This is a genomic window from Sphingobacterium sp. UBA7855 (genome assembly GCA_002500745.1).
Taxonomy (GTDB): domain Bacteria; phylum Bacteroidota; class Bacteroidia; order Sphingobacteriales; family Sphingobacteriaceae; genus Sphingobacterium.
In genome coordinates, this window is the sequence record DLST01000021.1 from 1 (window position 1) to 25,434 (window position 25,434).

The 25,434-nt window shown below is 37.9% G+C and carries 22 protein-coding genes and 2 tRNA genes; 12 read left to right on the top strand and 12 right to left on the bottom strand.

Translation table 11 applies throughout. The features are described from left to right. Positions 1-192 precede the first annotated feature (192 nt). The 7 genes from B2107_RS21065 to B2107_RS21095 all read right to left on the bottom strand — a co-directional run bounded on the left by B2107_RS21065 (position 193) and on the right by B2107_RS21095 (position 5,052). Positions 193-729, bottom strand: a complete 537-nt coding sequence (locus tag B2107_RS21065) for an ExbD/TolR family protein (RefSeq protein ID WP_293957730.1) — start codon at positions 727-729, stop codon at positions 193-195. A 651-nt stretch (positions 730-1,380) separates the two neighbouring features. After that, positions 1,381-1,465: transfer RNA gene (locus B2107_RS21070), tRNA-Ser, on the bottom strand. A gap of 279 nt (positions 1,466-1,744) precedes the next feature. Next, positions 1,745-2,341 (bottom strand): hypothetical protein, encoded by a 597-nt coding sequence (locus B2107_RS21075; protein ID WP_293957731.1) that lies wholly within the window; start codon positions 2,339-2,341, stop codon positions 1,745-1,747. Next, a complete protein-coding gene (locus B2107_RS21080; RefSeq protein ID WP_293957732.1) occupies positions 2,328-2,822 on the bottom strand; it encodes an RNA polymerase sigma factor in 495 nt (164 codons plus the stop codon). The genes B2107_RS21075 and B2107_RS21080 overlap by 14 nt, the downstream gene beginning before the upstream one ends. A 4-nt stretch (positions 2,823-2,826) precedes the next feature. Beyond that, complete coding sequence (locus B2107_RS21085; protein ID WP_293957733.1) at positions 2,827-3,723, bottom strand: alpha/beta fold hydrolase; 897 nt, start codon at positions 3,721-3,723, stop codon at positions 2,827-2,829. A 264-nt stretch (positions 3,724-3,987) separates the two neighbouring features. Continuing rightward, positions 3,988-4,072 (bottom strand) — tRNA-Ser (locus B2107_RS21090). A 95-nt stretch (positions 4,073-4,167) separates the two neighbouring features. Further along, entirely contained in the window at positions 4,168-5,052 is an 885-nt protein-coding gene (locus B2107_RS21095; RefSeq protein ID WP_293957734.1) for a bestrophin family protein, read from the bottom strand. A 67-nt stretch (positions 5,053-5,119) separates the two neighbouring features. On the opposite strand from B2107_RS21095, the gene B2107_RS21100 reads away from it, so the two are divergent. The 4 genes from B2107_RS21100 to trxA are packed head-to-tail and all read left to right on the top strand — an operon-like array spanning position 5,120 to position 7,005. After that, a complete protein-coding gene (locus tag B2107_RS21100) occupies positions 5,120-5,968 on the top strand; it encodes a glycoside hydrolase family 25 protein (RefSeq protein ID WP_293957735.1) in 849 nt (282 codons plus the stop codon). An 8-nt stretch (positions 5,969-5,976) separates the two neighbouring features. Further along, positions 5,977-6,291, top strand: coding sequence for a rhodanese-like domain-containing protein (locus B2107_RS21990; RefSeq protein WP_409529658.1), 315 nt, complete (start codon positions 5,977-5,979; stop codon positions 6,289-6,291). A gap of 1 nt (position 6,292) precedes the next feature. Next, a complete protein-coding gene (locus tag B2107_RS21105; protein WP_293957736.1) occupies positions 6,293-6,709 on the top strand; it encodes a rhodanese-like domain-containing protein in 417 nt (138 codons plus the stop codon). Further along, complete coding sequence (gene trxA / locus B2107_RS21110; protein ID WP_209578861.1) at positions 6,709-7,005, top strand: thioredoxin; 297 nt, start codon at positions 6,709-6,711, stop codon at positions 7,003-7,005. The genes B2107_RS21105 and trxA overlap by 1 nt, the downstream gene beginning before the upstream one ends. 93 nt (positions 7,006-7,098) lie before the next feature. On the opposite strand, the gene B2107_RS21115 is transcribed toward trxA, so the two are convergent. The 3 genes from B2107_RS21115 to mqnC all read right to left on the bottom strand — a co-directional run bounded on the left by B2107_RS21115 (position 7,099) and on the right by mqnC (position 9,108). Further along, complete coding sequence (locus B2107_RS21115; protein ID WP_293957737.1) at positions 7,099-7,260, bottom strand: hypothetical protein; 162 nt, start codon at positions 7,258-7,260, stop codon at positions 7,099-7,101. Positions 7,261-7,413: 153 nt separating this feature from the next. Further along, positions 7,414-7,974 carry an SMC-Scp complex subunit ScpB gene (gene scpB / locus B2107_RS21120; RefSeq protein WP_293957738.1) on the bottom strand — a complete coding sequence of 187 codons (561 nt, stop codon included), beginning with the start codon at positions 7,972-7,974 and terminating at the stop codon, positions 7,414-7,416. Between the two features lie 9 nt (positions 7,975-7,983). Next, entirely contained in the window at positions 7,984-9,108 is a 1,125-nt protein-coding gene (gene mqnC, locus B2107_RS21125; RefSeq protein WP_293957739.1) for a cyclic dehypoxanthinyl futalosine synthase, read from the bottom strand. Between the two features lie 497 nt (positions 9,109-9,605). Here mqnC and B2107_RS21130 point away from each other — a divergent pair, with 497 nt between their 5' ends. The 8 genes from B2107_RS21130 (at position 9,606) to B2107_RS21165 (ending at position 22,456) form a co-directional block, all read left to right on the top strand. Next, positions 9,606-12,800, top strand: a complete 3,195-nt coding sequence (locus B2107_RS21130) for a SusC/RagA family TonB-linked outer membrane protein (RefSeq protein ID WP_293957740.1) — start codon at positions 9,606-9,608, stop codon at positions 12,798-12,800. A gap of 21 nt (positions 12,801-12,821) precedes the next feature. Beyond that, on the top strand, positions 12,822-14,558 hold the full coding sequence (locus tag B2107_RS21135; protein WP_293957741.1) for a RagB/SusD family nutrient uptake outer membrane protein: 1,737 nt from the start codon (positions 12,822-12,824) through the stop codon (positions 14,556-14,558). Positions 14,559-14,669: 111 nt separating this feature from the next. Then, on the top strand, positions 14,670-16,001 hold the full coding sequence (locus B2107_RS21140; RefSeq protein WP_293957742.1) for a D-alanyl-D-alanine carboxypeptidase: 1,332 nt from the start codon (positions 14,670-14,672) through the stop codon (positions 15,999-16,001). Positions 16,002-16,011: 10 nt separating this feature from the next. Further along, on the top strand, positions 16,012-17,310 hold the full coding sequence (locus tag B2107_RS21145) for an MFS transporter (RefSeq protein ID WP_293957743.1): 1,299 nt from the start codon (positions 16,012-16,014) through the stop codon (positions 17,308-17,310). Positions 17,311-17,330: 20 nt separating this feature from the next. After that, a complete protein-coding gene (locus B2107_RS21150) occupies positions 17,331-18,059 on the top strand; it encodes a (Fe-S)-binding protein (RefSeq protein WP_293957744.1) in 729 nt (242 codons plus the stop codon). 21 nt (positions 18,060-18,080) lie between these two features. Continuing rightward, on the top strand, positions 18,081-18,971 hold the full coding sequence (locus tag B2107_RS21155) for a sugar phosphate isomerase/epimerase family protein (protein ID WP_293957745.1): 891 nt from the start codon (positions 18,081-18,083) through the stop codon (positions 18,969-18,971). Positions 18,972-19,208: 237 nt separating this feature from the next. Next, positions 19,209-20,783 (top strand): peptide MFS transporter, encoded by a 1,575-nt coding sequence (locus tag B2107_RS21160; protein WP_293957746.1) that lies wholly within the window; start codon positions 19,209-19,211, stop codon positions 20,781-20,783. An 83-nt stretch (positions 20,784-20,866) separates the two neighbouring features. After that, complete coding sequence (locus tag B2107_RS21165; RefSeq protein WP_293957747.1) at positions 20,867-22,456, top strand: peptide MFS transporter; 1,590 nt, start codon at positions 20,867-20,869, stop codon at positions 22,454-22,456. A gap of 92 nt (positions 22,457-22,548) precedes the next feature. Here the strand turns inward: B2107_RS21165 and B2107_RS21170 are convergent, their stop codons facing one another. Further along, positions 22,549-23,847 carry a hemolysin family protein gene (locus tag B2107_RS21170; protein ID WP_293957748.1) on the bottom strand — a complete coding sequence of 433 codons (1,299 nt, stop codon included), beginning with the start codon at positions 23,845-23,847 and terminating at the stop codon, positions 22,549-22,551. Between the two features lie 142 nt (positions 23,848-23,989). Beyond that, the gene (locus B2107_RS21175; RefSeq protein ID WP_293957749.1) at positions 23,990-25,336 is read right to left on the bottom strand and encodes a Gfo/Idh/MocA family protein; all 1,347 of its coding nucleotides are present in this window, start codon (positions 25,334-25,336) and stop codon (positions 23,990-23,992) included. Positions 25,337-25,434 lie beyond the last annotated feature (98 nt).

Below are 25,434 nucleotides of genomic sequence, written 5' to 3' on the forward strand. Positions count from 1 at the left end.
CACAGTTTAATTTACACTCCCCTGGAATCTACCGAAAGATCGATTATACGACCTTTCGGTAAACTTATTATTGTCTATTTTATAGATATAAATCATTCCCATGTCTTTTGATGAAATTAATTGATTTTACCTATGAAAGGCTCGCTCAATAGCTTGTTTCAATGCATGGATAGGACATTGCTGAAATCAATGCTACTGGAGCACAGTGAGCAGTTGCTTTTCTTCTTCGATTTGTGTTTTACTGATCACATAACGTGCAATATGCTGACCCTTCAATTGATCGATCGTCTGAATAACATCTTTTGTGCGCGCTTCTTTGCTAGGCTTAATCAATACAATCATGTCCTTTGTATCGGGCATAGAGCTTATCTTAGCTTTTAACTGTGCAATAACGCCTGAGAGCCCTTTCTCGATATCTACCGGCACTTTTGAAGAGCTGATCGGTTTTTTAAAATCCCCATGATACCACATGAATTTTCCTTCGCCTAGAATGAGGGTCGCCGTGCGGTTTTCATCAATAAGAACCGAACTTTCTACATCTGATTTACTTTTGTCTGGCATAGCAATATCCATTGCAGATGGTTTATTTAATGTTGTGGTCAACATAAAGAATGTAATGAGAAGAAATGCGAGGTCTACCATGGCTGTTAAATCTACTTTAGGAGCCATTTTTCTGCTTCTTATTTTTTTCTTTCCCGTTTCTTGCGTTTTTTGGTTTAATTCTGCCATGATTGTCATTTTTAGGTTAACACGTTGTTATCACTCACTATTATGATGTCAAAGAAGAATAGATTCCACAGTATTTTTTAAAAACTACGATTTTTCTCAAGAACTTACTGCGTTTTTCTTTTTAATTGTTGTTAATCACTTTTTTTATGCTATGTTTTAGTTTGTTAGTTGTTGATCCGATTTGACCAATTCTCTTGTCATTTTGTCCTTTCAATCAATTTAGGGCGCTTGCTATGCTGTCGAAGTTTTTCTAGTGCTGTGCAAAAAAGCCCTTCAATGCTAATAGGCTTTTCTTGCGGAGTGGTGGGTAGTTACTTAACAACCGCCTTGGTCAGGGGTGCGTTTATAAATTGTTTTGTTATCTCTTTGTACATAGTCGCCCGCTACTATTGGATACGAATACTTAGGCGCGTAAATGACACTACGACTCCTTAAAGTTATTTTGTCGTTTACTTTCAGACTTTTCAATTGTTGAAATTCATTAGAATTTTCCGAACCAAAACATAGTAAAAAATTGGAGTTTGTTCCCAATATAAAAATCACGGTTATACGTGGTAAAGGATATATCTTGAGGTAAGTTCTTAAGAAAGACTAAGGGAATAAATTGGGCTAAAATGCCAAAAGCCTTTCATTTCTGAAAGGCTTTTTCTGCGGAGAGTGAGGGATTCGAACCCCCGAACCTGTGACAGTTAACGGTTTTCAAGACCGCCGCATTCGACCACTCTGCCAACTCTCCGCGACAAAAGTAGAAATTTTGGGTAGAATTACAAAACTTATTTTACATTTTTCTGTGTTTAAAAGCAGTTTTAGGACTCTTAAATAGAAATGTACCTGAATACTAGTTGGTTATTTTTAGTGGTTGACCACCTTAAGATGTCATATTGGAGATAGCGGACTCTGCTTTGGACGATATGTCCGCTTTTAGATGCGATCATAATATTGTTTTAAGGTTATTTATTCCAATTTAAAAAGTAATCATGAACGTATTTTTAAGGAGCAAACATCATCCGATTTTTCAATTCCCGAACTGTCGTTCTAACTCCTGTAATTCAAAAATAACTTCGTTGATTGATCGGTCAATTTTAGCGAGTTGTCTTTTACCCAGATAAAAGTATGAAAATAGAATCCAGCTATAGGTTGGAAGGTAAGTCAGTAAATAATATTGGAAACTAGCACCCGCTAGGATTTCCCTAAGATAGATCGAGATCGCTATCCCGAGAAGTAGATGATAAATCGGCATATTCCAATGAATTCTTTTCTTTCGAAAGGAATCAAACTTTTGCCACTGTTGTAAATGTTCGGTAGGTAAAGCTGCTTCGTTGATCTGTTTGATTTTACGTGCAGTAGTCAACATTAAGTATGCCTGTATAAAGCAAAGGAAGGATACGATAAACATCGATGTGTACAATGAGAGCGTTTTATGCCTAAAATCAAGAAAATATGCCAGAGCAAGAATAATTAAACCTGTTACAAGCAATAAAACAGCACCGGCTATTTCTTTCCTTATTAATTCTTGACGAAAGTTTTTGACCTTACTCAGGTGGTTTGGAGACAAGATATTTTGTTTGCTATCCTGTTTCCAAAGATGTTGTAAATCGTTAAAGTCTTGCATATTTATGGAAAATTTCGGTTAATTCTTTTTTAATTCTATGGATTTTTACACGGAGATTATTCTCTGTAATTCCCGTAATTTCTGCTATTTGCTCATAAGGTTTTTCATCTAATACCAATGTGATTAGTACCCTATCAGCTTCTTTTAGTTTGCTGATGCATTTGTACAGCATATCAATCTGCTGTACTTTGTCATACGATGATTCCTCTGGTATTTCGATGCAGCTTGTGTCGGTCATTTTTTTTAAATGTTGATGTTTTTTTCGCATACTCGTCAAGCAATTATTGATCGCTATTCTGTAGATCCAGGTACCCAATTTGGCATCGTTGCGAAAACTGTCGAGTTTTTTCCATACAGTAATGAAGGTCTCTTGAATTAAATCTTCTGCATTATCTCGGTCTCCAGTATAACTGAGGCATAGCTTGCGGATGGCCGGTGCATATTCTTTGTAAATAATCTCAAAGTTTTCTTTGTTGGTCATCGGGTTATTTTAAAAATGTGTCTAGTTCTTTAAAAAACCATATTGGCTGATCATGAATAATAAAATGCTTACTGTTGGTATTGTGTAAAGGTAGCTTTTTCACATACTTATATTGCTTGGAAAGTATCTGCTGCGATTTTTCCAGCGTTTCGTACTTACTACCCAGTACCAAAACGGCTATGGTAATTTTAGCAAGATCCTGACGGATATCCGTTGTCATCATTTTATAAAAAGCAGATGCTAATGTAACTCTATCGCTCTGTATTTGCCATTCGGCTATTGTTTTGGCTTTTATACAATCGGATACCAGCTGTCGTGTTATATTTTCAGCATTTACACTAAGTTGCTGGTCTCCCATTGAAGTAAATTGTGCGATAAGCGCATCTTTATCGACAAACTTTTTCACTTCCTCTACACTTGTATTTGGGGTCTGCATACCCGGGTAGAACGGTACTCCGTCCACAACGATAACTTTTTGAAATAGGGAGGGTGCATTGCTTGCGATCCAGAGACTCAAAAAGCCTCCTAAACTATGGCCTGGAAGAATCGGATTTTGCAATTTTTTTGCCTTTGTATATGCTATGATTTCATTGCGCATAGTCTCAAGCAATGCTTCTTTAATCGCTGCTTGTCCTGCGAAGCCAGGAAGTGTAAACACGTGACATTCGTATTTATCTTTTAAGTGATTGACAGTTTCTCTCCATACGGTTCCACTACAGCTATATCCTGGAGTAAGAATGATTGGTGTTCTTGTTCCATAGATGCTGACTTGAAAATCATATTTTTTTTGTGCAAATGCCGATCCGCAAATTATGAGTAAAAGTATTGAAATACCGACTTTGGTGAAATGGCTTAAATAGTTCGGTAGATCTTTATTGATGCGAAGAACAATAGTTTTCATAAGCATTGAATTTAAAATTAGTAATTATGGTTTTCTAGAATATTGTGCCTATTAGATGTTATGAATTACAGATTATTACATAAAGGAATGAAAAAAGTGAAAAAGATTGCATGTGGCTAGGAAGAGTTGTGTGAAATGTTGTTTTCTTGTAGGTAACGCTCTGATAATTCGAATGGAATGGTACGATAAGAAAATTGATCTTTTGATGGGGGAGAATAAAGGAGCAAAAGCAAAAAGCCTTTCATTTCTGAAAGGCTTTTTATGCGGAGAGTGAGGGATTCGAACCCCCGAACCTGTGACAGTTAACGGTTTTCAAGACCGCCGCATTCGACCACTCTGCCAACTCTCCGCGACAAAAGTAGAAATTCTGAATAGATTTACAAAACTTATTTCTCGGAGATAGGCTTAGCGTTTGAAAATGAGCTAGATTATTTTTCTAAAAGCTTATGCAGGTATAATTTCAAGGCAATGCTTTCGGATATTGGCAGCAATTTTATCGATAGGTAAATCGTCTTGATCTATACCAAATGGTTCTTCAATGGATTCTCCAATCAATTCAAGAGACGCCAAAACATATAAGATAAAGGGGACGGCAATTACAACAAAATAACCAATCGAAAAAACATAACCTACAGGCAGGGTCATGGTATAGAAAATAATAAACTTCTTAATAAATGCACTATAGGCCAAAGGAATCGGCGTGTTTTTAATTCGTTCACAGGCGCCACAAACATGCGTCATTGCAACTATTTCCTCATTTAGGATAATAAGTTGATCGCCACTTATTGTTTTGGCTTTATAAAGATCGTTGATTTTGTGAAAGATCATATTTGACACTTGGTTTGGTCCATGCTTTTTATTATCCAATGCCTTCAATTCGGGATGTTCATTTTCATCTAGCATAAACTTGGTGTAGTCCGATCTTAAGAAATCATAAAGTGTCTCAGCGAATAGCGGTACTGCTTTTCTGAAAAAACTTCGGTTAACCTTATCATCCGTTTCTAACATTGCATTCAATTTATAGGACAAGGCTCTACTGACATTGGTTAAATTACCCCATTGTTTTCGGGCTTCCCACCAACGGTCATAGGCCGAGTTTGTACGAAAAACAAGTAAGAGCGAGATGACAAAACCAAGGAGATTGTGGACGATGGTAATATTCTTTACCCAACTCTTTTCATTTAATTTAAGGAATTCCAATTCTACAAAGGCTATCGCCCAGGAATAAAAAGCAATTAAAATAAGGAATGGCAGTAACTTTTTGAAAGTATCTGATTTATGCAATTTGAAAGTTGCCGAAAGCCAGTCTTTGGGGTTGTATACGATCATACACAAAAATATAAATTGTTGCGAAAATTTTGCGAGTTAATTGCTATTGCCGTAACTTCATCGTGCTATGGCACAACAGCGATCAAAAAGAAAGAAAACAAGTACAAAAGGAAGTCAGGTTAGTGGAACAAGGTGGATTTGGATGATAGCAGGAATGGTGGTGTTTTTCCTCTGTTTTTTTGTGTGGCATTATCGGGCTGGAATTATATACTATTTTCGCATGGCTACTTCCAAAGACAAGTCTTTGACGAAGGAAGCTAAATATGATATTCGTAATATTGAGATTATGAGCAAGCACGATGATAAGGTGTTTGGCATAGACGTGTCTACCTATCAGGAAGAAATAGATTGGCAAAATGTAAACACCATTAATGATCACTTTCCGATAGACTTTGTGTTTATCAGGGCGACAATGGGTGAAAAAGGAATTGATGATAAGTTTAGCCGAAACTGGAGTAAAACAGAAAATAGGGCGATTTTGAGAGGAGCTTATCATTATTTCAGACCCAACGAGAACTCAGTGAAGCAGGCTAAAAATTTTATTCGAAAGGTTAAACTTCAACCTGGAGACCTGCCACCAGTTTTGGATATTGAGGAGCATCCCAAACAACAATCTATGGATAGTTTGAAAGTTGGGCTAAGACGTTGGCTTGATGAAGTAGAAACCCACTATAAGGTAAAACCAATTCTTTATTCCGGAGATAAGTTTTATAGTGATTTTCTGGAAAAGGAATTTGCAGCTTATACCTTGTGGATTGCAAATTACAATTTTTGGGTCGAGAACCCCAAAGAGCATTGGACTTTCTGGCAATTTTCTGAAAAAGGTACCGTACAAGGGATTCAGGGAAATGTTGATCTCAATATATATAATGGTAAAATTGAGGAATTGGAAAAGCTCCTTATTCCTTTTAAATAAAAGAATATATGTATAGATTTTTTATCTCACTATTTTGCATTTGTTTTTTATCCGTGTTTAATCAAAGGCAATTGCAGGCAAAACCAAAATTACGCCAAGGTATCCAACAACAATTCCCTTCCAATCCGCCCCTATTAACACTGAATAAGTTTAAAAAGCTGTGTAATGTTGAAAATATTCAGATGCTTGATACCCGATCGTGCGACGAGTTTTTGGAGGGATTCGTCCCAAATTCTATTAATATTAGTTTTGAAGGCCCGTTTGATCATTTTCTCACGCAAGTTTTCCCCACCAAAGACCAAAAAGTTTTTGCTAATCACTGATTTGGAAAATAGTGAGGCTGTCATCGATCATTTGATAAAATTAGGGTATTTCCATATTGTTGGAGTTTTGGAAGGGGGGATTGAAACATGGAAGAGTAAAGAGACTGTAGCGTCTATACGTAACATTAGAGCACAGGAATTTGATAAAAAATCAGTTCAGGGTCATATTGTAGATGTAAGGACAGAGAAAGAATTTAAAAGTGGACATATTGACAATGCAATGAATATTCCCTTAACAGCTTTAGTTAATTTTGATTTTAAGCTTAGAAAAGATGATCAGCAGCTGTATATATGTGGCCAATCGGGATACAGGAGTACAGTAGCTTTATCTATTTTAAGCTTGAAAGGATTTAAAAATATATGCAATATCCAAGGCGGGTATAAAGCATTGCAAAATGAAGAAAAGGAGAATCAATAATGGCTACTTTTGACCAGATTATTCAATCAAATTCGCTGGTTCTAGTGGATTTTTTTGCCACTTGGTGCGGTCCATGCCAGACTATGGCGCCGATTTTACAGGACCTTAAGGAATTTTATCAAGACGATTTGTCTATCATAAAGATTGACGTGGACAAGAATTCAAAAATTGCTTCTATTTTTAAGGTGAGTGGCGTACCTACTTTCGTGCTGTTTAAGGATGGGCAGCAAGTATGGCGACAGAGCGGAATGATTCCCAAAATGGAGTTACATAAATTGATCGATCAGGTAAAGTAAATCAAAAGATAAGGCGTCCAATCAAATTGGACGCCCTATCTTTTAATGATACTTTGGTGTTTTTAATAGGTAGTGATATAGTACACTAAAATATTAAAATTCATCTTCATCATCGAAGTCATCCAATCCTCCAATCGGGTCGATCTCAGTTAAATCGAAATCATCATCGAAATCATCATCATCGTCATCAGGACCGTTGAAAGATGCGAATTTTACTTCTTCAAAATCTTCGTTAGCTAAAGTTGCCGTGTTCATAAAATAATACTTTATTGTTCCTTATTCAATGCTGTAAAATTAGAGAAGAAAACTATTTTTTAAAACTTTTTTTTAAAAAAATATAGTCATTTATTTTTCTGTTAATCAGTGTGTTGAATCGTATTTTGAAAATAAAAATTTATTTCATTTTATTTATTCATTTGTTTCGCCGATAGCATTGTCTTCTGTGACGATATCTTTCATTTGCGGAAGATCTCTAACACCATTGATTCCAAAGTGATCCATGAACTGCTGACTAGTGGCATAAAGTAATGGTTTTCCTATACTATCTGCCTTTCCGGCGATTTTGATCAATTTCTTTTCAAGAAGTCTTTGAATAGAATAATCACAGCTGACACCTCTAATTTGTTCCACTTCCAGTTTTGTGATGGGCTGTCGGTAAGCAATGATCGCGAGTGTTTCCAGCGCCGATTGACTTAATTTTCGTTTATTGTTGTGGTTTTGAAGTTGCTGAATCGATTCGTGGTACACCGCCTTTGTCAAAAACTGGTAGGAATTGTTAATGTAGCGTAACTCGAGTACAGCATCTTCATCCTGATACTTGGTTTCAATTTTTTTTATCAAGTCACGCAGTTCGTCTCTGGATACTTCGATGGCTAAAGCTTCCTGCAAAACCTGTTTGATATCGGCAAGATCGATTCCTTCTGTAGAAGCAAATATAATTGCTTCAATATTTCTTATGACGTCTTTCAATGTAGCGTATTAGTAGTTAATGACCTGTTCGACCATATGAGCTGGTAATTCACGGAACTCATACTTTTGTGTTCGTAGTTGGGGACTGAATCCAGCTTCCAAAATTGCTTCCTGTATAGATTTTGATGTAAACCGATGTGGCGCACCAGCTGCAGAAACAACATTTTCCTCAATCATAATTGACCCGAAGTCGTTCGCTCCGGCGTGCAGACATAACTGTGCGGTGCGTTTTCCGACTGTGAGCCAAGAAGCCTGTATATTTTTGATATTAGGAAGCATAATCCGGCTTAAAGCAATCATACGGATATATTCTTCACTTGTTACGTTATTAGTAATGCCGCGGAGTCTCTTTAGCAAAGTTCCGTCATCTTGAAATGGCCAAGGAATAAATGCTATAAATCCATGTGATTCTTTTGGCTTTTCGTCCTGGACCTCACGAATCCATACCAAGTGTTCAAAACGTTCTTCTATTGTTTCAATGTGCCCGAACATCATAGTCGCTGAAGTAGGCAAATTAATTTTATGTGCTGCCCGCATCACGTCCAACCATTCTTTACCTCCACATTTTCCTTTTGAGATTAAACGTCTAACACGGTCATTAAGGATCTCAGCCCCTGCTCCAGGTAGAGAATCCAAACCCGCTTCCTTCAATTGAGTCAATACTTCAATATGGCTCATGTTCTCTAATTTGGAAATATGCGCAATCTCCGGAGGTCCAAGAGAATGGAGTTTTAGTGAAGGATAAAGCGCCTTTAACTGCCTGTAAAGATTCTTGTAAAACTCAATACCTAAATCGGGGTGATGACCACCTTGCAGTAGCAATTGGTCGCCGCCGAATTTAAAAGTTTCTTCTATTTTCTGTTTATAGCTTTCGATATCGGTGATGTAACTTTCTTCATGGCCGGGACGGCGGAAAAAATTGCAGAATTTGCAATTTGCAATACACACATTTGTTGTATTAACATTTCTATCGATTTGCCAGGTCACCTTACCATGGGGTACTTGTATTTTACGCAATTCATTGGCTACGAAAGTCAAATCAGCTGTAGGTGCATTTTGATATAAGAAAATGCCCTCTTCCTTGGATAGGAACTCAAATCGGAGCGCCCGTTCTAATAAATTACTTACATTCATCAATAACAAATATAGGGAGCTTTTAGCTTATTTATATCTTCTGTAGAATATTTGACAGGGAGATTGAATTTTACAGAATTGGAGGATGTAAAGAGAACTACATATTTGTGTAACGAAAGTATTGCAATATTAGATAGTGTATAAAATACAATAACTTGATTTATAGTGTTTTGTAAATTAATTGGTGTTTTTATTTTTTTTTTACATTTATTATTCTTTACATTTATTTAACAGATTTTAACATTTTTATTCGGTAACCAAATTAGTAAAAAATAAATAACCAAGGGATCGAAATCTGATAGCAAGAACGTACTATCGCTTTTGTTGTGCTTAAAAAAATAACCAAAAACTAAATATAAACCAATATCAATTTAAATAACTAAAGAATAAACATAAATTTTTCAAACCACCTATTTAGTAAAATTATGATGAAAAAAGCGGACAAAAATTGTTTTGATCTCATATTGCGCCAAAAGTTCAATACGAGGTTTCTGCTTATGAGTTCTCTTCTCGTTGGGGGAGGAATAACCACTCATGGATTTGCCAGTGGATTAACCAACCATGGCAAAGTTGAAGTCGTTTCATTGATGAAAACCAAAAGCGTACAACAGACGCCTATTAAAGGGGTTGTGAAAGATGCTTCGACAGGTCAAGGTATCACAGGTGTTTCTATTAAAGTGAAAGGGAGTAGCACTGGCACGTCGACTGACGAGAACGGTGCATTTACCATTCAGGGAAAAGTGGGCGATGTGCTTATTGTAAGTTACATCGGGTACAAAAGTACTGAGGTAACTGTTTCGTCGAAAGCTGATCTTGCTATTTCGTTAACTGCCTCCCAAGACGCATTAGAGGAAGTCGTGGTGACGGGCTATTCTACACAACGTAAGAAGGATCTGACGGGATCTGTTGCTGTAGTCAATACGGACCAATTAAAAACTACTCCCGCTGCAAGTGCGGTAGAGTCTTTACAAGGTCGAGCGACAGGGGTTCAAGTTGTGACCGATGGTGCTCCAGGTTCTACTCCTCAGATTAAAATCCGAGGTTATAGTACCATTAATAATAACGAACCGCTTTATGTAATTGACGGGGTTCCATTTGAAGGAAAATTGAGCTGGTTAAATCAGAACGATATTGAAACAATGCAGGTCTTGAAAGATGCATCGGCAGCTTCAATTTACGGTTCACGTGCCAACAATGGTGTAGTCATAATTACCACAAAATCTGGCAAATCTGGCAAACCACAGATTAATTTTGATGCGTATTATGGTGTTCAGGTGCCTAATAGCGGCCGTTTCCCAAAAATGTTAAGCCCACAGCAGATTTATAACCTAAATGATAATAAAGATCCGCTGCCTGATTATTTGTTGGCTGGTGATGTCTCGGGCAACAAAGTAACGCCAGCAGATGCCGATATGTCCAAATATAATTATGCGGATAACAAAGAGGAATTTTATCAAATTACTAAAGCGAATAAGGCAGGAACAAACTGGTTCAAAGAATTGAGTCAGAACGCGCCGACACAATCTTATCAGTTAAATACAGTGGGGGGCGGTGAAAATGCCTCTTATGCCGTATCCGGAGGATATTTGGGACAAAAAGGAACAGTTATCCATACGGGATTCGAACGATTCAATGTACGATCAAATACGAATTTTTCCGCTTTTAATAAAAAACTGCGTTTTGGTGAAAATATGCAGTATAGCATGACTAAAGGACACGGTGTTGGTGTAAATACAAATACAGCCGGCGATTATATTGGTGAGGGAAGTGCGATCGGATTTGCCTACCGTATTAAGAATATTATTCCGGTATACGATGAAGGCGGAAACTTTGCAGGCTCTAGAGGTGGCTGGGGAAATGGTGAGAATCCTGTAGCAATTGCTTACCGCGCGAAAGATAATGTGAACAAAAGCAATTTCTTCTTTGGCAATGCTTTTGGAGAGTATGATATATTAAAAGGGTTAACATTTAGAACAAGCTTTGGTGTCAAATATGAAAATTATTACAATTTAAGTTATACGTACCCGAATCTGGAATTTACAGAGGGTAGTGCAAACAGTGCATCGTCAGAGACCTCGGGTTATAATACGGAATGGACTTGGACAAATACCTTGAACTATAAGGCTAACTTTAATGACACCCATAGCTTAAATGTATTGTTGGGAACGGAGGCTATTGATAATACCTATCGCCAGGTTCAAGGAAATGGCAATGGGTACTTTATTACAAACAGCACGGATTTCTTTTATGTGAGCCAGGCTTCCAAAAATTCGGCAGCAAGTGAAGGTGCGTTGGGATCTTTGTTTTCCATATTTGGAAAGGTCGATTATTCGTACAAAGATCGCTATATCTTAAGTGGAACAGTTAGGAGGGATGGCTCGTCAAACTTTGGATCAAAAAATAAGTATGGTACTTTCCCCGGGGTGAGTGGTGCGTGGCGGATATCCCAAGAGGAATTTATGAAAAGTGCCAGCTGGTTAAATGATCTAAAATTAAGAGTAGGTTACGGTATTACAGGAAACCAACGTATTCCATCATATCAATATCTAAAGCGTTATGCAACTTCTATTAATTCGGCTTCTTATCCAATAAATAATGAATTAGTAAGTGGTCTTTGGGTCAGTGACTATCAAAATGAGAATGTAAAATGGGAACAGGTTGCTTCTTTAAATTTAGGATTGGACTTTTCAATTTTGGGAGGAAAGATTGATGGTGCTTTTGATTGGTACAATAAGAAAACATCAGACATGTTATTTGCATTGCCATTGCCGGGAACAGCTGTTGGCCGGGCGGCTTCGCCTTATGTAAATATTGGTGATATGCAAAATAAAGGGGTGGAATTCTCGTTGAATTATCATCATAAACAAACTGACCCGAACAAATTCAACTTTGATATTGGAGCAAATATTTCAAGAAACAAAAATACAATTGTCGGTTTGGCACCCGGTATCAACGATGTTGTATACGGTGCTTTCCGAAGCATGGAAACGTCCATTTTAAGAACAGGTCAACCTTTTGGTGCATTCTATGGATTTAAGGTAGCGGGGATTTATCAAAACGAAGCGGAGTTGACTCAATATCCTTCTTACGAGAAAGCGCGTGTTGGCGGGTTTAGATTTGAAGATGTGAATGGTGATGGTATTATTGACGCAAAAGATAATACCGTTATCGGAAGCCCTCACCCGGATTTTACGTATTCGCTTAATTTCAATGCCAATTACAAAAATTTCGATATCATGATGTATTTCTATGGTTCGAAGGGAAATGAGAATTATGAGGCAACACGTTACTTTACAGACTTTGGAGTATTTGATGGTCAAAAGAGTGTGCGCGTATTGGATGCTTGGAGTCCTACCAATACATCAAGTATGATTCCATCGCAAACAAAAGAAGAAGTTTCGGCTAATGAGTATGCTTCTTCTAGCTATTTCGTACAGGATGCAAGCTTCTTTAAGATGAAAAACTTACAGATTGGTTATAATTTCTCTACAGATAAACTCTTTGGTGCAAATACAGGCGTGAAAAGATTAAGAGCATATGTCGGAGTAACAAATCTATTCACCATCACAAAATACGAAGGTCTTGATCCGGAGGTATCGGCAACACCATCGGATTATCCAGCACTTGGCGTTGATTTCGGGGTTTACCCACAATCTAGGCAATATATGTTGGGCGTAAGTTTAGGTTTTTAACGGAATTATAAAGCAATTAAAATGAAAAAGAGAACTATTCAATTATACAGTTTGTTAGGACTGACGACTTTAGGCATGCTTGGCTGTAGTAAAGGCTTTTTGGAAAAAAATCCTCAAGGGCAATTGATCGAAGAGCAGATTGAGGGAAAGAAAGGAGTAGAAGCGACATTGATTGGTGCCTATGCAATTATGAACGGTAATATAAATGGCACTTGGGGGAACTATGGTTCGGCGCCAAGCCAATGGATTTTCGGAGAAATTACATCCGATAATGCACACAAGGGATCAGTGATCACCGATCAGCCAAATATGAATATGATCGAGTCTTTTACTACGATTTCCTCTAACGACAACCTGAGTACCATGTGGCAGGTGTATTATGAAGGTATACTTCGTGCAAATACTACGCTGCGATTGTTGAGCCAAGATCAAAGCGGTAGCAAAACGATTAAAGCAGAGCGTGCTAAAGAAATTGAGGGTGAGGCGAAATTGTTGCGCGCCCACTACTACTTCTTCCTGTGGCGTATCTTTAAAAATATTCCATATGTAGACGAAAATACAAGCATCGAAGAGGCAAAAGTTGTCAAAAATGATAAGGATGTACAACCTATGATCGAAAGTGATCTAAAAACTGCCATCGCGAATTTACCGGATAGCAAGATCAATGGTGAAGGTGGACGCATGGATCAACGTACTGCCAAAGCATATTTGGGGAAACTATACCTTTATCAAAAAAAATATACTGAAGCTCTGACTTTATTTAAAGATGTCATTGGAAGCCGTGACATCACAACAATGCCTTTCCAGGATAATTATGATGTAAATAAGGAAAATGGCCCCGAAGCGCTTTTAGTGGCTAAGCATGCCATCAATCCCGATGGTGGTGGGGATAATGCGAATGTGGGAGATATGCTCAGTGGCCTTAATGGCACTAACCCTGTTGGTTGCTGTGGTTTCTACCAGCCTTCAATTGATCTCGTTAATGCTTATAAGGTAGATGCAAATGGACTTCCGATGCTAGATGATTCCTATCGTACGAATCCATATACTTCTGATATCTTGTTGACAGATAAAACAGCTATAGCAAATTATAAATTGGATTTGAACTTAAAATTTGATCCACGGCTTGACTACACCGTTGGTCGCCGAGGTGTCAATTTCTTGGATTATGGGGAGTTTCCTGGTGACGCATGGCTAAGGCCAGAGGAAGGAAGCCGTCCGCATGGTGGCCCATTTACGGGTATTAAAACGATGATTCCAAAAAGTCAACATGCTGCTCATACACAGGCAGGTGCTGCTTATGTGACCGATCTTGATGTAAATATTATTCGACTTGCTGACGTAATTTTAATGGCTGCGGAATGTGAGGTTGAATTGGGTAATCTGCCAAATGCCTTAAAATACGTTAACTCTATTCGGCTTCGTGCGGCAAACTTGCCATCGAAGACTACTGGGGGCGGAGTCGCCGCTGCGAAATATGAGGTTAAACCCTATCCAGCATTCACAAGTGCGGATCAAGCGCGAAAAGCTGTTCGATTTGAAAGAAGACTGGAGCTAGCCATGGAAGGTCATCGTTTCTTCGACCTGGTACGCTGGGGTATAGCGAAAGAGGTTATTGCAAATTATGCAAAATTTGAAGGCGGCATACTCCCTGTATTTAAGAGCAAAACATATGCGGATAAAAATGCTTATTTCCCAATTCCACAAGAGGAAATAAATAAAAGTAATGGTAGCCTCACACAGAACCCAGGCTACTAATAGTTGATATAAATAATGCAAAAGGAGGATTAGTCTCCTCCTTTTGCTGTTTTATAGGATTTGTATCTGAATTTTGGCAGGAGGAGAAATGGATTTATTGCTGTTTTTTGTATGTTTACAGCAATGAAATATTTCCTGCGTACGCTATTGCTGCTTTGCCTTGTCCCATTTTCGACCTTTGTTGTTAAGTCCCAGGATTTTGAAGACGTTTACCATATGCTTCAAGAATCCAAAATCTTAAATGATCATTTCTACGGATTTTCATTGTATGACTTAAATGCAGATAAGTTTGTCATGGATGTGAATGGCAGTAAGCATTTTACACCTGCTTCCAATACTAAAATGTATACTACTTATGCTGCTTTAGCGCTGCTAGGTGATTCGATACCAGGCTTGGAGTATGTTGAACGCGGAGATTCGCTGTTAATCTGGGGAACAGGAGATCCGACTTTTTTGCATAATCGTTTGGATACAAGGGTGGTGTATGATTTTTTGAAAAGAACAAATAAAACGATCTACTTCGTTGCTGGTACTATGAGAAATAAATTCTACGCACATGGTTGGGCAATGGAGGATTTTGAAGCATATTATCAGCCTGAAATAAGCACATTTCCCATCTATGGAAACGTGGTTACTTTCCGTCAAAGGGGATACAATCATTTAAATACCTCTCCCAGGATTTTTCAGAAAGACCTGGATTTTTTGCCTGAGGCTAAAAAAGGTGAATTCGAGCTTTCACGCTCGTTTCGGAGCAATAGTTTCTGGATGTCAAAACGGGCAGTACCAAATGATTATGTCAATGAAGTGCCTTTTATTTATTCGGATAGCTTGTTTGTGAAATTGTTGTCGGATACACTCGGTAAGCAGGTAAATCGCCTGAACTATATAAAGCCAAACGATACAAAAATATTGTATTCAGGTGAAACCAAAAATCTTATTCGTGAAATGATGCTACCCAGCGATAACTTTATTGCTGAGCAGTTTTTAATGATGTGCTCGTGGAAGCAATTTGGTCAATTTGATACGTATTTGGTGCGGGATTGGATGAAGAATAACGTTTATAAGTACTTTTCATCCGAGGTTGCCCTATTTGATGGATCAGGTCTTTCTTCCTATAATAAGGTTACTCCACAAAATAATGTGGATCTGTTGGTTCTCCTGAAAAATAAATTACCTATTGAGAAGGACCGCTTTCGCCTTTTTCCAGCTGGAGGTGTTGATGGTACGCTGAGAAGAACCTATAGCAAAGATCTTGGTGAACCCTTTGTTTTTGCTAAGACCGGAACTATTACCTCTGTGTATAATCAAAGTGGTTATCTCATTACGCGGAAAGGAAGACGAATGGCCTTTTCTTTTATGAACAATAATTATATAGATGATCGGGCAAGTGCAATTCGTAAAGAAATGGCTAAAATTATTACTTATATTCGTCAAACTTATTAAGCCAATTTAAATGGAAGCAATTGTAAAAAACAACAAAAAATTGATTCGTTCTTGGGCCATGTTTGATTGGGCCAATTCTGCTTACAACCTTGTTATTACTTCCACAATATTTCCAGTTTATTATACAGCAATTACTACGACGAAAGAACATGGAGATGTTGTCAGTTTCTTTGGAATTGAAGTGGTTAATACCGCACTTTCCAATTTTTCTTTAGCATTTGCGTATTTGCTGATGTCTTTTTCTTTGCCCTTTATTTCTTCATACGCCGATGCAAAGGGAAAGAAGAAGCAGATTATGAAATTTTTTACCTATATGGGCGCGATGGCATGTATGTGCCTATTTTTCTTTAAGCTTGATACGTTGGAAATCGGTATCATATGTTTTGTGCTTGCTGCAATGGGTTACATAGGCGGTGTTTTGTTTAATAATTCCTATTTGCCACTTTTAGCTACTGTTGATCAACAGGATAAAGTGAGTGCACAGGGCTTTGCTTATGGCTATGTTGGCTGCGTTATATTACAGATTCTCTGTTTTATAGTCGTTCTTAAACCAGAATGGTTTGGTATTACAGACGCTTCTTTACCGGCACGCATATCGTTTCTAATGGTTGGATTATGGTGGCTTGGGTTCTCGATGATTCCATTTAAATATCTACCCAAAATTGAGGCTACTGGTAATACTACAGGTAGAAGCTTTATTCAGAACGTAGGGGATGAATTTGGACACGTAATTCAAAAGATCAAAGGTATTCCTGAAATTAAACAATTTCTGCCGGCATTTTTCTTTTATGCGATTGGAGTGCAGACCTTAATGATTGTCGCTTCTTCCTTCGGTGAGAAAATTTTGCACTTAGGTGCGGAAAGATTGATTGCTACGATTCTTCTTATTCAGCTTGTAGCCATTTTAGGTGCATTTTTAATGTCTTATTTATCCACACTGTTTGGAAATATTAAAGTATTGATAGTGGTAGTAATGATTTGGATCGGAATCTGCATATCAGCTTTTTATTTATCCACTCCGCTTCAGTTTTATATTATTGCCGCACTGGTAGGCCTAGTCATGGGCGGAATTCAGTCGCTTTCACGTTCAACCTATTCAAAACTAATTCCACCTGATATCAAAGATACCACCGCTTTCTTCTCTTTTTATGACGTTACAGAAAAAGTAGCCATTGTCATTGGGTTATTTTCATTTGGGCTTATCGAACAAATAACACATAATATACGGTACTCAGCATTGGTTCTTTCTTTATTTTTTGTAATTGGATTGTTACTTTTGGTACGGATATTAATATCCAATAAATCTTAATTTTATTGATCAATTTTAATATGAAAGTAGAACTTTTTGTTCCTTGTTTTATAGATCAGCTTTATCCTGAGACAGCGTTTAATACTGTTCGTTTACTGGAAAAAGTTGGCTGTGAGGTTGTATATAATCCCGAGCAGACATGCTGTGGCCAACCGGCATATAATGCTGGGTTTTGGGAAGATGCAAAGCAGGTTGGACGGAAATTTCTAGGAGATTTTTCAGGCGAACATGTTATTATTTCTCCGTCCGCTTCTTGTACTGGGATGGTAAGGCACGGTTACAACGATCTTTTCGCTAATTCTGCAGATTCCCATCAATGTCATAAAATACAACAACAGGTTATTGAAATATCTGACTTTTTGGTAAACATACTGAAAAAGGAATATTTTGGGGCTGAATTGGAGGGAGTTGCCGTATATCACGATTCATGCTCGGCATTAAGGGAATGCAAGATTAAAGATGAACCCCGAATATTACTGAGTAAGGTTTTGGGATTGGAGATGGTAGAGGTAAAAGATAGTGAGACATGCTGTGGTTTTGGTGGTAGTTTTGCGGTAAAATTCGAAGGTATATCGGCTGCGATGGCTGAACAGAAAGTGCAGAATGCTTTGGATATGCATGCAGATTATATTATATCGACTGATTCATCGTGCTTACTGCAGTTGCAATCTTATATCGATAAACATAAATTACCTATCCAGACCATGCACCTGGTTGACGTATTGAGTACTGGCTGGGGAAATATTTAAATAACACATAAATCTAAACACATGAATTCAAGAAGAGATTTTCTTAAAAACCTTGCATTAGCATCTGCTGGAATTGCATTGGCTCCTTCGTTGGAGAGCTTTACAGCACCTAAGAAAGATTGGTTTGATATTTCCCTGGCGGAATGGTCTTTGCATAAATCTTTATTCAAAGGAGATTTGAATAATTTGGATTTTCCAGCCTTGGCTGCAAAAAAATATGGTATCTATGGTGTAGAATACGTGAATCAATTTTTTAAAGATAAGGCGAATGATAATAATTATCTTACTGAGCTGAATATGCGTGCTAAAGATAATGGTGTACGTAATGTACTTATTATGATTGATGGTGAGGGAAATCTAGGTGATGAAGACGAAACGAAGAGAAAACAAGCTGTGCAAAATCATTACAAATGGATTTCTGCAGCTAATTTTCTAGGATGTCACGCCATACGCGTTAATGCTGCCGGTAAAGGATCGCCTGATGAAGTGAGTAAACGTGTTGTTGAAAGCCTAACCGCATTGTCAGATATAGGCAAAAAAGCAGGAATCAGTATTATTGTAGAAAATCATGGTGGTATTTCTTCACATGGTGATTGGTTGGCCAAGACACTCAAAGCTGTAGGCAGTAAGTATTGTGGAAGTTTACCTGATCTTGGAAACTTCTATGAATATGATCGTTATCAGGGCGTAACAGATTTGATGCCCTATGCGCATGGTGTAAGTGCCAAAACACATGATTTTGATGCCAATGGCAACGAAACACAAATTGATTATGAGCGTATGTTAAAGATTATCAAGAAAGCAAAATTCAAAGGATACATTGGTATTGAATATGAAGGAAGTAAGTTGAGCGAGGAAGAGGGGATCTTTGCGACTAAAAGGTTGCTGGAGCGTTTACGTCCTTTAATTTAATAGGAACAAGTCAAGTTCTTTTCAATAGATGGAAAGAACTTGACTATTATAAAGGATGTTTAATCATCTACCTCTTTGTGTCTAACTGGGCTTAAATTAGACATTGTCCTGTCTGATACCTATTTGGTCTTATGAGATTAAGGTAATAAAGAGAATCATCAAGTTTTCCATTTGCTGATGATGAAATAGTAAATGGAAATTGCACTACCACATTTTGAAAAACAACTATTAAAACACATGAATTTTGAAAAGAATGCTGTTCTAGAAACCCATTTGGAAAAAGTTGGGGCGGAGCATGTATTGGTACAAGGGCACCCCGCCGGATTATTCGTATTATTCTTCACGGAGATGTGGGAGCGTTTTAGCTATTATGGTATGCGGGCGCTTTTAGTGAATTTTTTGGTTTCTACTATCGCACAATCTGGTTGGGGATGGACTAATTCAGAGGCGATGCAACTCTATGGCCTTTATACCGGAATGGTGTTTTTAACTCCGCTATTTGGTGGAATTATTGCTGATCGTTTCACAGGATATAAAAAATCCATTATGGTCGGTGCGATAATTATGACTTTAGGACATGTTGCTATGGCTTTAGAAGGGTTTAATAAAAGCTTTTTTTTAGCAGGTCTAGTGCTTATTGTTCTGGGAAACGGTTTGTTTAAGCCGAACATTTCATCCATGGTTGGTAAGTTATATCCGGATAAAGGCGGTAAGAAGGATGCCGGTTATACCATATTTTATATGGGAATAAATGGAGGAGCCTTCTTAGGAATGATGCTTTGTGGTTACATCGGCGAAAAGGTTGGTTGGCATTATGGATTTGGTTTAGCAGGAGTATTTATGTTTTTGGGTATGTTGCAGTTTTATTTTGCCCAACGAATTTTTGGAGAAATAGGAAATACCCCCGAAAGAAAGGAAGAACTTAATGATGAGGCAGTAAATAGGGTAGAAAATCCAAAATATGTCGTTCGAGATCGTTTGCTGGTGATTGTTATTTTTATGATATCAAGCATTGTATTTCATTTAGCCTTTGAGCAGGCGGGAGGCTCGATGACGATCTTTGCTAAAAATTATACACAGCGGGTGTTGAGTGGGGATGCAGCGGTGCTATTTAAATGGTTTGATGCTGCGTTGACTGTGTTGCCTATTGTAGTCATCACTGGTGTCTTGTTTGTCTTAGCAAAAAAAATCATTCGCAAATATCCCTTGATTATTCTTTTTTCGGGTATTTCTTTTGTGATCATTTGGTCCTTATGTTTATGGAAGGTCTATCGCGAATATTATGGTATTAATTCTGAAGTTACAGTATCATGGTTTCCCATGTTGAACTCTTTCTTTATCATTACACTGGCGACTTCATTTAGTAAGATATGGGAAAAAGTGTGGAATCCTTCAGGGCCAATTAAATTCGCAATGGGTTTGACATTGGTCGGCGTCGGCTTTGCTGCTTTATCAATTGGTAGTTCGGAAATTCCTACTGGTGCAAAAGCAGCCTCAGTGAGTATGATTTGGCTGATCTTAGCATACTTTTTTCATACAGTAGGCGAATTATGTATAGGTCCGGTTGGATTGTCCTACGTTAGTAAACTGTCTCCAAAGCGATTCCTTGGTTTACTGTTTGGTTTTTGGTTTTGCGCCAATGCTATTGCTAATTTTATAGGGGGCTTTATTGGGTCATATATCGATAAGATTACCGAATCTCATTCCATGTCTTATTTCTTCGCAGTATTTACAGTAATACCGATGATAGCGGCAGTATTACTTATTTTAGGCAATAAAAAAATAAAAAAGATGATGCATGGAATTGACTAATTCATAGAAAATTAGTGTAACTTCAAGCGATTTTTATCAAAATAAAAACGAAACCTGAGTTATAAAACAATTATTGAAATTATATGAATCAAGAAAAAGATCAAATTCTTGTAGCGCATCTGGCCAAGCAGGGTATAGATGACAAGATGGTGAGTGGGCATCCCGCCGGATTATTTGTACTATTTTTCACGGAGATGTGGGAGCGTTTTAGCTACTATGGTATGCGGGCTTTATTGACCTTATTTTTAATCAGTACGATTGCTGACGGTGGATGGGAATGGAGCAATGCGCAGGCGATGCAGTTGTATGGGACTTATACTGGTCTTGTTTATCTGACCCCATTGATCGGTGGTATGATTGCGGATAAATTGACTGGTTTTAAGAAAGCTATTTTGATTGGCGCATTGATTATGACATTAGGACACTTGTCTATGGCGTTTGAAGCTGTCCACTCAAATTTCTTCTATTTAGGGTTACTCTTAATGATCTTAGGGAATGGGATGTTTAAACCTAATATTTCTTCGATGGTAGGAAATTTATACCCAGACAAAAGTTCAAAGAAGGACGCAGGATATACAATTTTTTATATGGGTATCAACGCTGGTTCATTTTTAGGGATGCTCCTATGTGGCTATATCGGTGAAAAAATAGGTTGGCATTATGGGTTTGGACTGGCGGGAGTATTTATGTTCTTCGGTATGCTACAATTCTATTTTGCACAGCGCATATTTGGTATTATCGGTAATACGCCCAAAGCGTTACAGGCTCATCATGACGAAAAGGTCAAAAATCAGGAAGATATTGATGAAGTTATTCCCGGAAATGTTGTTAGAGACCGCCTTATCGTCGTCACAATATTTATGTTGGCCAGCGTGGTTTTCTTTCTTTCTTTCGAACAGGCCGGCGGTTCAATGTCAATATTTGCGAAGGATTACACGCAGCGTGTCTTGTCAGGAAGTTCTGCGATTACATTTAAATGGATTGATACAATTTTGACCATTGTACCCATCGTAATTGTAACGATTGTTTTGACAGCATTGGCTAAAAAAATATATAAACAATATCCGTTGACAATTTTGTTCACAGCAATTTCATTCGGCATTATCTGGGGCTTGGGCTTATGGAAAATATTTCGGGAGATCGGTATAACGGGCTCGGAAGTTGGTGCTTCGTGGTTTCAAATACTAAACGCATTTTTTATTATTTCTCTTGCATCTTCATTCAGTAAATTTTGGGAAAAGGTATGGAATCCTTCAGGGCCCGTAAAATTTGCATTGGGTTTGATATTAGTCGGTATTGGATTTGCTGCGCTGGCTTATGGCGCGAATGACATTCCTCAAGGTGCTAAAACAGCATCAGTCAGTATGATCTGGCTTGTTGTAGCCTATTTTTTCCATTCTGCAGGAGAACTTTGTCTATCACCTGTTGGGCTATCTTACGTAAGTAAGCTCTCTCCGAAGAAATTTTTGGGCCTTTTGTTTGGATGTTGGTTTTGTGCTTCCGCAATCGCTAATTTCATTGGCGGATTTTTAGGTTCTTATATTGATAAAATCACAGCGGAACATTCTATGTCTTATTTCTTTATGATATTTGCTATAGTTCCTGGTGTTACCGCGCTTTTATTGATAGCGTTCAATCCAATATTGAAAAAAATGATGCACGGTATCAATTAATTCCCTGAGGGAATTCATCTAAAAGGAAGCGAGGGCTGATGATCATGATCATCAGCCCTCGCTTCCTTTTAGATAATAGGGAGTTGGAATATTTAAATCTGGTCTGTCACTTTCATCAATAGTTTATCGATGCGGTTTCCATCCATATCAAGAACTTCAAAAATCAAGTTTTTAAATTGGATACGCTCCCCTTCTTTGGGTACATGATCTAACCTAAGGAACACTAAGCCACCTACGGTAGTGACATTACTAATCTCATCTTCGTCTTCTTCAGAAAGTCCTATTTCAAATTCATCTAAAAGGGTTTCGATCTGATATTGTCCGTCTACAACATAGTCTCCATTTTCTAATTGACGTATTGTTGGACGGGCACTGAGATCGCTTTCTGAAATGTTCCCTACCAAATCACCAACAATATCGCGTAACGTAATAATTCCTTGTGTTGATCCATACTCGTCTATGACGACCGCTTGATGAATACTGGATGTCCGCAAGGTATTCATGATACTGTAGGAGGAGCTAAATTCGTTCACAAATTTGATGGGCAGTATAAGTGTTCTGAGGTCAAAAGGCTCGTTTTGGAGGCATTGCCGAAGTAATGATTTTACATGAACAACTCCTTTAATGTTATCAAGTCCGCCTTCACAGACAGGGTAGATGGAATAATCGTTATCTAGTATAATCTTGCGGTTTTTTTCAAAGGATTCTGCGAGGTCCAAGAACACAATATTTTTGCGGTGAGTCATCAGGTTAACCGCTTTTTTGTCCCCTAAACTTAACAGACGGTCCACGATATCATGTTCGATCCCTTCAATGACTCCGCTATCTACACCCTCATCTACCAAGGCTTTTATTTCTTCTTCGGTGACGCTGTTACCGCTGCTTTTAATGTTCAGTATTTTGACAATAAATTCTGTTGACACGCTGAGTAGCCACACAAACGGCCGAACGATTTTGCTGAGCAGATTCATCGGATAAGAAATAAGCATGGCATACTTTTCTGGAATGGCCATACCTATGCGTTTGGGTACTAGCTCTCCAAGTACCAATGAAAAATAGGTGATAATAAAGACAACAATAATTACAGCGAGCTGCTCACTGTATGGAGCGATAAAACTCGATTTATTGAAGACTTCTACTAAGTACGATGATATACTTCCGCCAGAAAAAAATCCTGTTAATATTCCGATAAGGGTAATACCGATTTGTACAGTAGACAGAAAGCTGTTGGGCGATTCTTTTAGACTTAGCGCTATTTTGGCTGCTGCATTACTTTTATCGCTTTCAGCTTGTAATCTTGCTTTTCTGCTGGACACGATGGATATTTCTGATGCCGAAAGTATTCCATTTAGAATAATCAGGGCTAAAATAATAATTGCTTCGGTAAGCATAATGAGTTGAAGTTTTTGCTAGGGCTAATTTACGTAAAAGACCAGCTAAATAGTAGGATTATTGTGATTATGTAAAACGTTCAAAAAAAAAAGCCGTATTTCTTTCAATACGGCTTTTGTAATAGTAAGCGTGTCTTTTTAATTACATTCCACTATCATCTAACATAAAAGTGTTTTTCTTGGTTTTCCACTTTCCTTTCGTGAAATCAGGGAATTCCAAGGTCTTATTTCCTTTCGCAATAGACTCGGTGGATAAGGGGAATACTGCACTCATGGTTACAGAATCGTATACATCAATTGGCGTCTGTACCTTTTGTTTCACAGATTGAATGAACGCATTGAATACAAACCAGTCCATACCGCCATGACCAGAACCATTTGCTAATTCTTCATATTTTTTCCAAATTGGGTGGTCATATTTCTTTACCCATTCGTCTGCAGGATCCCACGTGTGCGGTTTAGATTTACCTTCGATATGTATGCCCTTGGCAACATCCATCCAAATTCCATCTGTTCCTTGTATGCGAAAACCGATAGAATAGGGTCTTGGTAAGTGTGTGTCGTGCGTCAATAACATGGTTTCTCCATTTGCACATTGTAACATTGTTTGTGTGATGTCCCCATTTTTGTAATTGATTTTACCATTGGGGTGTCCTGGAGAAACTTTATTGACATACGCGGCTAATCCACGCGCTTTACTTGAGTAAGAAGTAATGTGAGTGAATCTGTTTCCTTTGTTAATGTCAACAAATTGCATGATCGGGCCTAAACCGTGTGTAGGATAAAGATCGCCGTCTTGGTCGATGTTGAATTGTGTGCGCCATTGCGCTTCTGAAATTGCTTTTGGACCATACTCGACACCGTGACCGTAATAATTTTTTCCGTCGTTGAAAAGCACTTCACGTAAATCATGTTGATAGCCCCCTTCAAGGTGTAATAATTCACCGAAAAGCCCCTGTCTATGCATGTTTAATACAGCAAGTACATCGCGCCGAAACGCTACATTTTCCAATGTCATGTAAGGTTTTCCGGTTTCTTCAGAAACTTTGACAACGTCCCAATGATCTTGCACAGTTAAACCGGCAATAACCTCACAGCCTACATATAATCCTGCCTTCATGGCGTCAATGGATTGGTCTTTGTGAAACTGCCAAGGAGTGGCAATAATAACGGCATCTAATTTTTCGTTGCTTAACATCTTTTTGTAAGCCTCTTTTCCGCCTGTATATTCTTTTGGAAGTTTGGTTCCCTTTGCATTAAATTGTTTACGGCATTGGGCTAAGGATTCTTCTTGAGTGTCACAGATTGCCACAATTTCTAGATCATCTCTATTTAGCGCAATTTGCACATGATTACGTCCTCGAAGACCTACGCCAATAAAGGCAATTTTTATCTTACTATTTGTTTGGGCAAATAAGTCTGTACTTGAAAGGATACCGATTCCAGCTGTAGTGATGGCAGTCGATCTTATGAAATTTCTTCTATCCATTGTTTTGAGATATAGGGAGTTTGTATATTAGTTATTTTTTATTAAAACAGTTTGTTGGACTAGCTATGCTAAACAAATATATTATTTCATTTGCGATA